At 73.5% G+C, this 12,086-nt stretch carries 10 protein-coding genes and 1 pseudogene; 6 read left to right on the top strand and 5 right to left on the bottom strand.

Annotation, left to right across the window (positions count from 1 at the left end):
* The coding region (locus tag H5J29_RS07870) for a methyltransferase (protein WP_281375887.1) at nt 1–499 on the top strand (499 nt) is incomplete at its 5' end.
* Here the strand turns inward: H5J29_RS07870 and H5J29_RS07865 are convergent.
* The 3 genes from H5J29_RS07865 to H5J29_RS07855 form a co-directional block, all read right to left on the bottom strand.
* Nucleotides 500–1,306 carry an Fpg/Nei family DNA glycosylase gene (locus H5J29_RS07865; protein ID WP_181780251.1) on the bottom strand — a complete coding sequence of 269 codons (807 nt, stop codon included), beginning with the start codon at nt 1,304–1,306 and terminating at the stop codon, nt 500–502.
* A gap of 103 nt (nt 1,307–1,409) precedes the next feature.
* Nucleotides 1,410–2,216, bottom strand: a complete 807-nt coding sequence (locus H5J29_RS07860) for an Fpg/Nei family DNA glycosylase (RefSeq protein WP_181780250.1) — start codon at nt 2,214–2,216, stop codon at nt 1,410–1,412.
* Entirely contained in the window at nt 2,209–2,661 is a 453-nt protein-coding gene (locus tag H5J29_RS07855) for a ribose-5-phosphate isomerase (protein WP_181780249.1), read from the bottom strand. Before H5J29_RS07855 ends, H5J29_RS07860 begins: the two co-directional genes overlap by 8 nt.
* Before the next feature lie 16 nt (nt 2,662–2,677).
* Between H5J29_RS07855 and H5J29_RS07850 the strand changes: the two genes are divergently transcribed.
* Nucleotides 2,678–3,337: a DUF429 domain-containing protein gene (locus H5J29_RS07850; RefSeq protein ID WP_181780248.1), complete on the top strand. Its 660-nt coding sequence runs from the start codon at nt 2,678–2,680 to the stop codon at nt 3,335–3,337.
* A 161-nt stretch (nt 3,338–3,498) separates the two neighbouring features.
* Here H5J29_RS07850 and H5J29_RS07845 read toward each other — a convergent pair whose 3' ends face one another.
* Nucleotides 3,499–3,852, bottom strand: a complete 354-nt coding sequence (locus tag H5J29_RS07845) for a nuclear transport factor 2 family protein (protein ID WP_181780247.1) — start codon at nt 3,850–3,852, stop codon at nt 3,499–3,501.
* 60 nt (nt 3,853–3,912) lie between these two features.
* On the opposite strand from H5J29_RS07845, the gene H5J29_RS34265 reads away from it, so the two are divergent.
* From H5J29_RS34265 to H5J29_RS07820, 4 genes are all read left to right on the top strand, one after another.
* Nucleotides 3,913–5,160, top strand: coding sequence for an NTP transferase domain-containing protein (locus H5J29_RS34265; RefSeq protein WP_220187108.1), 1,248 nt, complete (start codon nt 3,913–3,915; stop codon nt 5,158–5,160).
* 217 nt (nt 5,161–5,377) lie between these two features.
* The gene (locus tag H5J29_RS07830; RefSeq protein WP_181780246.1) at nt 5,378–7,939 is read left to right on the top strand and encodes a carboxylate--amine ligase/circularly permuted type 2 ATP-grasp protein; all 2,562 of its coding nucleotides are present in this window, start codon (nt 5,378–5,380) and stop codon (nt 7,937–7,939) included.
* Nucleotides 7,940–7,946: 7 nt separating this feature from the next.
* Nucleotides 7,947–9,719: an N-acetylglutaminylglutamine amidotransferase gene (locus tag H5J29_RS07825; RefSeq protein WP_181780245.1), complete on the top strand. Its 1,773-nt coding sequence runs from the start codon at nt 7,947–7,949 to the stop codon at nt 9,717–9,719.
* Between the two features lie 3 nt (nt 9,720–9,722).
* Entirely contained in the window at nt 9,723–11,609 is a 1,887-nt protein-coding gene (locus H5J29_RS07820; RefSeq protein WP_181780244.1) for a S9 family peptidase, read from the top strand.
* Between the two features lie 13 nt (nt 11,610–11,622).
* Here the strand turns inward: H5J29_RS07820 and H5J29_RS07815 are convergent.
* Nucleotides 11,623–12,086, bottom strand: a pseudogene (locus H5J29_RS07815) (serine/threonine-protein kinase); the annotation flags it as partial.

Genomic DNA, 12,086 nt, shown 5'->3' with positions numbered 1-12,086 from the left:
GGTCGTCGCGGCGTACGACTTCGGGCGGTTCCGCAGGCTCGTCGACGTCGGCGGGGGCACCGGGATCCTGCTCGACGCCGTGCGGGCGGCCACCCCGGGCCTCGACGGCGTGCTGTTCGACCGGCCCGAGGTGGTCGAGCGCGGCCCCGCCGACCTGGACCGGATCGGCGGGGACTTCTTCACCTCGGTCCCCTCCGGCGGGGACGGCTACCTGCTCTCCCGCGTCCTGCACGACTGGGCGGACGCGGAGGCGCTGCGGATCCTGCGGGCCTGTCGCGCCGCGATGCCCGTGGGCACCCCCCTGCTGGTCGTCGAGGCCGTGCTGCCGGTGAAGGCGCGGGAGGCCCCCGCCGTCGTCCGGATGGACGCGACGATGCTGCTGCTCGCCACCGGCCGGGAGCGGACCGAGCGGGAGTTCGCCGAGCTGTTCGACGCGGCGGGGTTCAGCCTGGTCCGGACGGTCCCGGCAGGCGGCGTGGTCGTCCTGGAAGCGGTCTGATCACGCCTGGCACGTGGGGCACCAGAAGAGGTTCCGGGCCAGGTGGGTGGCGCGCGCGACGGGCGTGCCGCAGACCAGGCACGGCTTGCCCGCCCGCCGGTAGGTGTAGACGACGCTCGCGCACACGCTCCCCCGGTCCGGGGGTTCCAGCCGGGCGGGGTCGTGCTCGGGCCGCAGGGTCTCGATCCGGCCGCGCCGCTCGCCCGCGCGCAGCATGGCGCTGAGGTCGGCCCACAGGGCGTCGAACCGCGCACGGCCCAGCTCACGGCCCGGTAGCCGGGGCGGGAGGCCGCAGCGGAAGAGGGTCTCGGCGCGGAAGACGTTGCCCAGCCCCGCGATCACGCTCTGGTCCATCAGCAGGGTCGCGAGCGGGGCGCGGGAGCGGGAGATCCGGGCCCAGGCCTCCTCCGGGTCGGCGTCGGCGCGGAGCGGGTCGGGGCCGAGGCGGGCGCGGATCGCCTTGACCTCGACGTCGGTGAGCAGGGCGCAGGCCGACGGTCCCCGCAGGTCCGCGTAGTGGGTCTCCCCGACCATCCGCATCCGGACCTGGCCGCGCGGCGGCACCTCCGGCCGCCGTCGGTTCGGGAAGCTGCCCCACAGACCGAGGTGCACGTGCACCGCGAGATCCGGTCCGTAGTGCTGGAACAGATGCTTGCCGTGGGCCTCGACGCTTTCGAGGACCCGCCCGTCGACCAGCTCGGCGTCCGTGGCGAACCGGCCCTGGGGGCTGGACACGGCCACGGGAGCGCCCGCGAACCGGCTGCGCTGCAGCCGGGCCATGCGGTGGACGGTGTGACCTTCGGGCATGGGCCGAGCGTGCCCGCTGCCGCCGGATCCCGCGCGCCGACCGCGGGTCCCCCACTTCGGACGCGCGAGTCCCCCGGTATCAACGCGCGAGTCGGACAGGTTCTCAGGCCTGGCAGGTGGGGCACCAGAAGAGGTTGCGGGCGGCGTGCACGGCGGTGCGCACCTCGGTACCGCAGACGTGGCAGGGCATCCCGGCGCGCCGGTAGACGTAGACCTCGCCGCCGTGGCGGTCCTTGCGCGCGGCCTGGCCCTTGCGGCGGGGGTCGTCCTCGGGGCGGACCGTGTCGATCCGGCCGCGGCGCACCCCGTCCTTCATCAGGACGACGAGATCGGCGGCCATCGCGTCCCAGGTGCCCCGGTCCAGGGCCCTGCCGCTGGTCTGCGGGTCGAGCCCGTGCCGGAACAGCAGCTCCGCGCGGTACACGTTCCCCACGCCGGAGACCACCGTCTGGTCCATCAGCAGCGTCGCGAGCGGGCTCGTGCTCCGCGAGATGCGGGTCCAGACCCGCTCCGGGTCGAAGTCCCGGCGCAGCGGGTCCGGGCCCAGGCGCTCGCGGATGGCCTTCACCTCGGCGCGGGTGAGCAGCTCGCACGCCGTGGGGCCGCGCAGGTCGGCGTAGTGGCTCTCCCCCACCAGCCGCATCCGCAGCTGGCCGCGGGGCTCGGGGGCGGGCAGCTCACCCTCGTCGAACGTCCCGTACAGGCCGAGGTGGACGTGGACGATCTCGTCCCGCCCGAAGGTGTGGAACAGGTGCTTCCCGTGGGCCTCGGCCCGCTGCAGCACGGTCCCGTCGAGCAGCGCGGCGGAGTCCGCGAACCGGCCCTGCGGGCTCGTGACCCGGACCGGCCTGCGGCCGAACAGCCTCTGGTGCCGCTTGGCCAGCCGGTGGAGGGTGTGGCCCTCAGGCACTCGTCTGCTCGTAGGCGGCGAGCTGGTCGATCCGGCGCTGGTGCCGCTCGCCCTGGCTGAACGGGGTGGCCAGGAAGGCCTCGACGATCGCGATCGCCTCCGCCTCGGTGTGCTGGCGGGCGCCGATGCCGACGACCTGGGCGTCGTTGTGCTCGCGGCACAGCTTCGCCGTCTCCAGGTTCCAGGCCAGGGCCGCCCGGATGCCCTTCACCTTGTTCGCGGCGATCTGCTCGCCGTTGCCCGAACCGCCGATCACGACGCCGAGGCTGCCGGGGTCCGCCACCACCTTGCGGGCGGTGTCGATGCAGAAGGCCGGGTAGTCGTCCTCCGGGTCGTAGGTCAGGGCGCCGACGTCCACGACGTCGAATCCCTTGGCGCCCAGGTGCTTCACCAGGGCCGCCTTCAGCTCGAAGCCGGCGTGGTCACTGCCGAGGTAGACGCGCACGGTGCGATCCTGCCGTATGCGCGAGATCGCCGGAGTGGACGGGGTACCCGGGGGCTGGGTCGTGGCCCGGTTGCGCGGGTCCGCCGTGAGCTGGTCCGTGGTGCCGGACGCGCCCTCGGTCCTGGAGGTCACCGCGGGGTGTGCGGCCGTCGGGGTGGACATCCCGTTGGCCGTGCCGGTCTCCGGGGGGCGGCCGTGCGACGGGCTGGCCGCGGCCCGGCTGGGCCGCGCCCGGTCGTCGATCTTCCCGGCGCCGCCGCGGGCGGTCCTGGAGTGTCCGACGCACGCCGCGGCCGTGCTGCTGTCCCGGGAGCTGACCGGGCGCGGGATCAGCATCCAGACCTACAACATCCGCAGGCAGATCCTCGACTGGCTCGCGGTCGACCTGCCACCGACGGTCGTGGAGGTCTCCCCCGAGCTGGCCTTCCGCGGAATGGCACCGGACGTGGGGTTCGTGCCGAAGAAGTCCGCGCGGGGGGCCGGTCAGCGGATCGCCGCGCTGGGCGCCTGGCTCACGCCCGCGGTGTTCGCCGACCTGCCTCCCGGCGCCCGCCTCGACGACTGCCTCGACGCCCTCGCCTGCACCTGGTCCGCCGCCCGGTTCGCCTCCGGTGAGGCCGAGATCCTGGGCGGCGAGCCGGGCGAGGGCGGCCGGGTGATGCGAGTGGCCCTCTGACCCGCGAGTCCCCCACTTCCGACGCGCGAGTCGGACACCAGGGCCCGCGAGTCCCCCACTTCCGACGCGCGAGTCGGACACCAGGGCCCGCGAGTCGGACGTCGTCGAGGCGGTCGTCGAGGCGTCGTCGAGGCGTCGTCGAGACGGCCGTCGGGGGCTCGTCAGCCCGGGACCCTGTCGAGGAAGCCCACGACCAGGGCGATCCGGCCGTCCTCGGCGAGGGTCACGGCGTCCGCGCCGACCACCGGGGGTTCGGCGCCCTCCGGGCCCAGGCCCCACCGGAAGCGGACGACGTCGTGGTGGCCGTCCGGCTCGCCGACCGGGCTGAAGGTGAAGCCCGGGAACTGCTGGTGCACCCCGCCGATCAGGGCGACGATGGCCTCGTGGCCCGTGACGTCGGCGAGCGGGTCGACGTAGCGGGCGTCGTCGGTGAACACCGCGGCGACGGCCTTCGCGCGCTGCTCGGCGTCGGTGGTGTTCCAGGCGGTCAGGTACTCGTTCACGATCTGCGTCATGGGTGCGAGCCTGCCGCCGCGGCTGCGGCCGGTCGATGACGCCGGAGGTAATCTCCGACCGTGCGAACGGCGGGGATCGTGCTGGCGGGGGGCCGGTCCTCGCGGATGGGGCGGCCGAAGGCCTGGCTGGACTGGCGGGGCATCTCCCTGCTGCAGCACGTCACGCAGGTGGTCGGCGAGGTCGTCGACGGGCCGCTCGTGGTGGTCCGCGCGCCCGGTCAGGAGCTTCCGGAGGTCGAGGCGGAGGTCGTCGCGGACCCGGTCGAGGGACGCGGGCCGTTGCAGGGCATCGCGGCCGGGCTCGCCGCCGTCGGGGGGCGGGCGGACGCCGCGTTCGTCGCCTCGGTCGATCTGCCGCTCCTGCATCCGGCGTACGTCCGGCGGGTCCTGGACCTGCTCGGCGACCACGACGTCCTGCTCCCGGTCGTCCACGGCCATCACCAGCCACTCGCCGCGGCGTACCGCACGAACCTCGCCCCGCTCGTCGAGACGCTGATCGCCGAGGGCCGCAGCAGGCCGCCGGACCTGTTAGCGACCGTCGACACGCACCGCGCGGAGGCCGCCGAGCTGCTCGCCGATCCGGCCCTCGCGGCCGCCGATCCGGAGCTGTCCTCCCTGCTCAACGTGAACACCCCTGTGGAGTACGCCGCCGCGCTCGATCATCATCGAGCGGTGTCGTTCTCCGAACAGCTGCGCACCGCCGACGCCGAGACCTGGGAGGCGGCGGTCGGCCACCGTTTCGTCGACGAGCTGTGGGCCGGGACCGTCGATCCCGCGGTGCTGCGCCGGTACCTGGTGCAGGACTTCCAGTTCTGCGACGCCTTCCTGGCCCTCATGGGCGGGGCGGTCGCCACGTGCGACGACCCTGCCGCCCGCGTCGTGCACGCCCGCCAGGTCGGGCTGGTCGCGGGCGACGAGCACGACTTCTTCCACAGCTCGTTCGACGCGCTCGGGGTGCCCGCCGAGGAGCGGGTCGCTCCGGCGCTCGCCGCGCCGACCAGCGGGTTCGTCGAGTTGATGGACTCCGCGCGGGCGGACGCGAGCTACGCCGAGATCCTCGCCGTGCTGCTCGTGGCCGAGTGGCTCTACCTGGACTGGGCCGACCGCGACCAGGAACCGCCCGCGGATCCCGTCGCGCGGGGGTGGATCGACCTGCACCGCGGGCCGGACTTCGAGGCGTGGGTGGGTTTCCTCAAGGCCGAGCTCGACCGCGCCGTGCCGCACACCCGGGACGTGAAGCGCGTGAGCAGGCGGTTCGCCGAGGCGGTGGAGCTCGAGAGGGCGTTCTTCGAGGCTGCCTACGACTGACCGCCGCCTCGGCTGCGGTCCGACTCGCGCGGCGTGGCGTCCGACTCGCGCGTCGGGAGTGAGGGACTCGCGCGTCGGAAGTGGGGGACTCGCGCGTCGGAAGTGGGGGACTCGCGGAGTGTGGTGTCCGACTCGCGCGTCGGAAGTGGGGGACTCGCGGGGCGGATGCGCTGTCGCGGCTATGCGTTCGTAACAAACGGCACCTAGCGTCACCCTCATGAGTGCCGCGGGGAGGCCCCTTCTCGGGGTCGAGGAGGAGTTCCACGTCGTGGACCTCACGACGCGGCGGGCAGCGCCCCAGGTGGACGTCCTGCTGCCGGACCTCGACGGGGCCGAGTTCGCCCGCGAGCTGCAGCGGTCGCTGGTCGAGACGAACACCCCGGTGTGCGAGACGCTCGACGAGCTCGGCTCCCACCTCCGCAGGCTGCGGGCCAAGCTGGAGTCGGTGGCCGAGCCGCACGGGCTGGGGATCGTGGCCGCCGGGACCGTTCCGCTCGTGGACCTGACCGGGGACGACATCTCCGCGGGCGCCCGCTACGAGAAGATGCAGCACGAGTACCAGATGCTGGTGCGCGAACAGCACATCTGCGGGGCGCAGGTGCACGTGGACGTCCCGGACCGGGACACCGCCGTGCAGGTCGTCCGGCGGGTCGCCCCCTACCTGCACATCCTGCTCGCGATCTCGGCGAGCTCGCCGTACTGGCAGGGCCACGACACCGGCTACGCCAGCTACCGCAGCATGGTCTGGTCGCGCTGGCCCACCGCGGGCCCGCCCGCGATGGTCGAGACCGCCGCCGAGTACGACGCGATGGTCGACTCCCTGATCGCCAGCGGCACGATCTCCGATCCCGGGATGCTCTACTTCGACATCCGGCCCAGCGCGCACGTCCCGACCGTCGAGCTGCGGGTGTGTGACGCCTGCACGTCGGCCGACGACGTCGTCCTCATCGCAGGCCTCTTCCGCGCCCTGGTCTGCAAGGCCCGCGCCGAGATCGACGCGGGCGACCCGCTGCCCGTCAGCAGCCAGGAGCTGCTCCGCGCGGCGAACTGGCGGGCGGCCCGCTCCGGGCTGGAGGGCGACCTCGTCGACCTGGTCGGCCCGTCGCTGGTGTCCCCGCCGCTGATCGTCGGGCAGCTGGTGGACACCCTGCGCCCGCAGCTGGAGGACCTCGGGGACTGGGAGCAGGTGCTCGAGCTGTCCCAGGCCACCATGCTGCGCGGGTCGGCCGCGGCCCGCCAGCGTCGGATGTTCGGGCGCCGGGGCGAGCTCGTCGACGTCGTCGACGCGCTGATCGCCAACACGCAGGGCAGGCTGCTGCCCATCGACCCGCCGGTCGAGGCCCCGCTCGCCCGCGAGCTGCTGGCCGACTACCGCCCGGCCGGGTACGACGAGGCCGTCTCGGAGGCGGGCACCGTCCTGCCCCAGTACGGCTGGATGTTCCGGACCCTGGAGCGGCTCGGGCCGCGCGGGATGGTCGCCGCCGAGTCTGCGCTCGAGACCGAGCAGCGCGCCCGCGGCGTGACCTTCGGCCCGGCCGAGGAGGGCAGGCTCTTCCCGCTGGACCTCGTGCCGCGGATCATCGACGCCGAGGACTGGCAGACGCTCACCGACGGGCTCGCGCAGCGCGTCCGGGCCCTGGAGCTGTTCGTCCGGGACGTCTACGGCGACCGCGCGATCGTCCGGGACGGGATCGTCCCCTCCACCGTGGTCGACAACGCGCCGGGCCGCACCCGCAACGGCGAGATCGTCCCCGGGGAGGCCGTGCGGATCGCCGTCGCCGGGATCGACCTGGTCCGGGACGCGGCCGACCACTGGCTCGTGCTGGAGGACAACCTGCGCGTCCCCTCCGGCATCGGCTACTCGATCATGAGTCGACGCCTGGTCCGCAGCGTGATGAGCGACCTGGAGCCGCCCGCGGGCGTGGTCGGGCTGGAGGACGTGCCGGGGCGGCTGCGCGCCGCGCTGCTGTCCGCCACCGAGACCGGCACCCCGGGCCACGACGAGGTCGCGCTGCTGTCCGCCGGGCCGGTCGACTCGGCGTTCTTCGAACACCAGCTGTTGGCGGGCCAGATGGGGGTCCCGGTCGTGACGCCGCGGGACCTGCAGGTCACCGACGAGGGCGTCTTCCTGGTCTCCTCCGGTGGTCGGATCCGGCTCTCCGCGCTCTACCGTCGGATGGACGAGAAGGAGCTGATGACCTCGACGGGCGCGGACATGCGCCCGATCGGGCGGGCGCTCGCCGCCGCCGTCGCCAAGGGGAAGGTCGCCCTGCTCAACGCGCTGGGCAACGGCGTGGCGGACGACAAGCTCGTCTACGCCTACGTCCCCGAGATGATCTCGTACTACCTCGGCGAGACCCCGCTGCTGGACAACGTCCCCACCTACCCGTGCGTCGACGCCGAGCGCCGCGAGGAGGTCCTCGACCGGCTGCACGAGCTCGTGCTCAAGCCCGTCGACGGCTACGGCGGCACCGGGATCGTCATCGGCCCGTACGCGGAGCGCTCGGAGCTGACCGAGGTGGAGAAGCAGATCCGCGCCGAGCCCGCGATGTGGGTGGCGCAGGACATGGTGACGTTGTCCACCCACCCCACCTTCTCGGGGCGCCGTCTGGAGCCGCGGGCCGTGGACCTGCGGGCCTTCGTGTTCCAGAGCCAGTACGGCGGGCGCCCGCACCTCGACGTGGTGCCCGCGGCCTTGTCCCGCGTCGCCCCGCCGGGGAGCCTGATCGTCAACTCGTCACGGGGTGGCGGCGCGAAGGACACCTGGATCCTGCGATAGGAGACTTATGTGCGGCATCGCCGGTGAGATGCGGTTCGACGGCAGCCCGGCGGACCCCGCTGTCGTGGCCCGGATCGTCAAGGCGTTGGAACGGCGCGGCCCGGACGGGACCGGGGTGCACGCCGCGGGCCCCGTGGCCCTGGGCCACCGCAGGCTGAAGATCATCGACCTGTCCGAGCGCGGGGCCCAGCCGATGGTGGACTCCGCGCTGGGGCTGGCCGTGGTGTTCAACGGCTGCATCTACAACTACCAGGAGCTGCGCGCCGAGCTGGAGGGCGCGGGCTACACGTTCTTCTCCACCTCGGACACCGAGACGGTCCTGAAGGCCTACGCGCACTGGGGCTCCGCGTGCGTGGAGCACTTCAAGGGCATGTTCGCGTTCGCGGTGTCCGAACGCGATACGGGGCGACTGGTGCTCGGCCGGGACCGCCTCGGGATCAAGCCGCTGTACTACACCTCCGGCCAGGGGATCCTGCGCTTCGCCTCGGCGCTGCCCGCGCTGCTGGAGGCAGGCGGCGTCGACACGGGCATCGACCCGGTCGCGCTGCACCACTACATGACCTTCCACTCGGTGGTGCCCGCGCCGCGGACGATCCTCGCCGGCGTCCGCAAGCTGCCGCCCGCCACCGTGCGGACCTACGAGGCGGACGGCCGGTTCGCCGACCACGTCTACTGGACGCCCGTCCACGAGCGGCGCCCGGAGCTCGGGATCACGGACTGGAAGGAGGCGGTGCTGGAGGGCCTGCGCACCGCGGTCCGTCGTCGGATGGTCGCCGACGTCCCTGTGGGGGTCCTGCTGTCGGGTGGTCTCGACTCGTCACTCATCGTGGCGCTGCTCGCCCAGGAGGGGCAGCGAGACCTCAAGACGTTCTCCGTCGGCTTCCACGCCGCGGGCGGCGAGAAGGGGGACGAGTTCGAGTACTCCGACCTCGTGGCCAGGGAGTTCGGCACCGACCACCAGCAGATCCTGGTCGACCCGGCCCGGATGCTGCCCGCCGTCGACGACACGATCACGGCGATGGCCGAGCCCATGGTCAGCCACGACTGCGTGGCCTTCTACCTGCTGTCCGAGGAGGTCGCGAAGTCCGTCACCGTGGTCCAGTCCGGCCAGGGCGCGGACGAGGTGTTCGCCGGCTACGACTGGTACCCGCCGCTCGCCGAGACCCCCCGTGACCAGGCGATGCAGGCCTACCAGGCGGTGTTCACCGACCGCCCGCACAGCGAGCTGGCGGACATCCTGGAGCCCGAGTGGCTGCTCGACCACGACCCCAGCCGGGAGTTCATCACCTCACATTTCGCGCAGCCGGGGGCGGAGCGCACACTGGATGCGGCGCTGAGGCTGGACAGCACGATCATGCTCGTGGACGATCCGGTCAAGCGTGTCGACAACATGACGATGGCCTGGGGACTGGAAGCGCGTGTCCCGTTCCTGGACCACGAGCTCGTCGAGTTGGCGGCGGCGTGCCCACCAGAACTGAAACTGGCGCACGGCGGCAAGGGCATCCTCAAGGAGGCGGCCCGCGGCGTCGTCCCGGACGGTGTGATCGACCGGCCGAAGGGGTATTTCCCCGTTCCGGCGATCCGCCACCTCGAGGGGCCGTTCCTCGAGCGGGTGCGTGCCGCCGTCACCGATCCGGTGGCCAAGGCCAGGGGGCTCGTGCGAAGCGACTGGCTGGACCGGATGCTGGCCGACCCGAACACCCAGCGCACCAATCTGGGGTCGAACGCGTTGTGGCAGGTAGCACTGCTGGAGATGTGGTTACAGGAGAGGGGGATCTAGGACATGACAGGTGTCACCGGCGATACCTTCACGGACCGGCGCCGCGCACAGCTCGCGGGTGACCTGGGCGAGAACCTGATCGTCCCCTCGTACCGCTCCCCGCTGCCGTCGCCCGACGGCACGCTGCTGGCCTGGGTCTCCGACCGGGACGGCCGTCCCCGGGCCTGGGTCGCGCCGCTGCCCGCGAGCGGGGATCCCGTCCAGCAGCCCGCCGCGCCGCTGGACACCGAGGTGGACCCGGCCACGGCCTGCGACGTCAAGGCCCTGAGCTGGTCGCCGGACGGCACGTACGTGGCCTGCGAGGTCGCTCCCGGTGGTGGGGAGCGGACGCGGGTGCTGCTGCTGTCGCCCGACGGCACCGAGCGCCGCGAGATGGCCGCGGGCTCCGCCGCCGTCACGCTGGGGGCGTGGTCGCCGACCGGGCGCCAGGTCGGCGTCACGATCTACGGGGCGGAGGACGGCGAGGGCACGGCCTGCCTGGTCGACGTCCGGGACGGCTCGTCCACGGTGCTGGCCTCCGGTCCCGCCGCGGTGGTCTGCGCGGTCTCGCGGGACGGGCGCCGGGCCGTGGTCCGGACCGGGCGGCGCGGGTTCCGCGGGCTGGAGCTGATCGATCTCTGGACCGGGCGGCGCGTCGAGCTGCTGCCCGGCAACGACGCGACCGTCGCCGACGCGCGGTTCGGCGTCACCGGGTCCGTCCTCTACCTGCACACCGACGCCGGTCGGGAGCGCACCGGGCTGCTGGCCTGCTCCATCACCGACGACGAGGTGTCCCTGGCCTGGGACGTCGCCCAGCGCAGCGGGGACGACCTCGACCAGGCCGCCCTGGACCCCGCCGGGGCCCGCGCGGCGCTGGTCTGGAACGTCGACGGGCGCAGCGAGCTCGAGCTCATCGACCTGCGCGACGGCATCTCCTCGCCGGTCTCGGAGCAGCCCGGCGACGTCGTGACGGGGCTGGCGTTCACCCGGGACGGGCAGGCGCTGCTCGTCGCGAGCGAGGGCCCCACGATGCCGCCGCACATCGCCCGGATCGCGCTGGACGTCCCGCTCGCCGAGCCGACCCCGCTGGTCCCGGCCGACATCGAGCCGGTGGAGGAGCTGGTCGACCCCACGCTGCACGAGTTCCGCGGCGAGGACGGGCTGACGCTGACCGGGTGGCTCTTCCGGCCGCAGGCGGGCTACGGCGCCGCCCCCACCCTCATCTGGCTGCACGGCGGCCCGGAGGCGCAGGAGCGGCCGGTCTTCCAGCCGTTGTTCCAGGCGCTGGTCGCCGCGGGCGTGCAGGTGTTCGCGCCCAACGTCCGCGGGTCGGCCGGGTTCGGCCGCTCCTTCTCGCAGGCGGACGACCTGGACCGCCGGTTCACCGCGATCACGGACGTGCGGGCCGCGGTGACGTTCCTGACGTCGTCGGGGCTGGCCGATCCGGACCGGGTCGGGGTGTCCGGGCGGTCGTACGGCGGGTACCTCACGCTCGTCGCGCTGGCGTGGTTCCCGGAGCTGTTCGCCGTGGGCGTGGACGTCTGCGGGATGAGCGACCTGGAGACCTTCTACGCGGAGACCGAGCCGTGGATCGCCGCGGCGGCGACCACGAAGTACGGGGACCCCGCCGTCGACCGCGAGCTGCTGCGGTCGCTGTCGCCGATCCACCACGCGGAGTTCATCCGGGCGCCGCTGATGGTGGTGCACGGCCGGTACGACACCAACGTGCCGCTCGGCGAGGCCTCACGCATCGTGGAGGCGCTGCGGGAGCGGGGCGCGTCGCCGCACTTCCTCCTGTTCGACGACGAGGGCCACGAGACCCACGCCGTCGCCCACCGGGCCGAGTTCGTGTCCGAGGTGGTGCGGTGGGTGACGGGGCACCTCCGCGAGGCGGAGTCGCAGACGGCCTAGCCGTCGGTGCAGGTCAGGCCCGGTTGAAGGACTGGATGATCTGGTTCCCGTCCTCGCCGGTGCCCACCCGGAAGGTGTAGGGCTCGCTGCTGCTGGAGCCGTCCTCCCGGGTGAAGACGATCGTCGCCGAGACCTGCCCCTCCCCCGTCGAGCGGGCGTTCTGCACCGTGACCGCGGACAGCCCGCCGTAGAAGCTGCGGTAGCCGTCGATGCCGCCGGAGGCCGCCTGCGCCTGGCTGCTGAGCAGCGCGAACGCGGCGTCGGGATCGTCGGGCAGCAGGCCGTAGTAGTTCTCCACGAAGGACACCGCCCCGACGTCCGCCGCGCTGCTCGGCGCGGCGCTGGTCGTGGTGGTGGGGCGCGAGGTCGTCGTGGGGGCGGTGGTGGTCGCGGGGGCCGCCGTCGTCGTCGGGGCCGCGGCCACGGGGTCCTCCGCGCCGGACTGGCCCGCCCGGAGCGCGCCGATGAGCACGCCCG

Source organism: Pseudonocardia pini (assembly GCF_013870575.1).
In the GTDB taxonomy this organism is placed as follows: Bacteria; Actinomycetota; Actinomycetes; order Mycobacteriales; family Pseudonocardiaceae; genus Pseudonocardia; species Pseudonocardia pini.
Note: the sequence above shows the minus strand (reverse complement) of the source record. Positions and strands in the feature narration are given on the sequence as shown.

What these genes read in the sequence shown, in the direction of transcription:
- H5J29_RS07845 (WP_181780247.1), bottom strand. Translation starts at nt 3,852, where the DNA reads ATGACGCAGATCGTGAACGAGTACCTGACCGCCTGGAACACCACCGAC.
- H5J29_RS07830 (WP_181780246.1), top strand. Translation starts at nt 5,378, where the DNA reads ATGAGTGCCGCGGGGAGGCCCCTTCTCGGGGTCGAGGAGGAGTTCCAC.
- H5J29_RS07865 (WP_181780251.1), bottom strand. Translation starts at nt 1,306, where the DNA reads ATGCCCGAAGGTCACACCGTCCACCGCATGGCCCGGCTGCAGCGCAGC.
- H5J29_RS07825 (WP_181780245.1), top strand. Translation starts at nt 7,947, where the DNA reads ATGTGCGGCATCGCCGGTGAGATGCGGTTCGACGGCAGCCCGGCGGAC.
- H5J29_RS07850 (WP_181780248.1), top strand. Translation starts at nt 2,678, where the DNA reads ATGCGCGAGATCGCCGGAGTGGACGGGGTACCCGGGGGCTGGGTCGTG.
- H5J29_RS07820 (WP_181780244.1), top strand. Translation starts at nt 9,723, where the DNA reads ATGACAGGTGTCACCGGCGATACCTTCACGGACCGGCGCCGCGCACAG.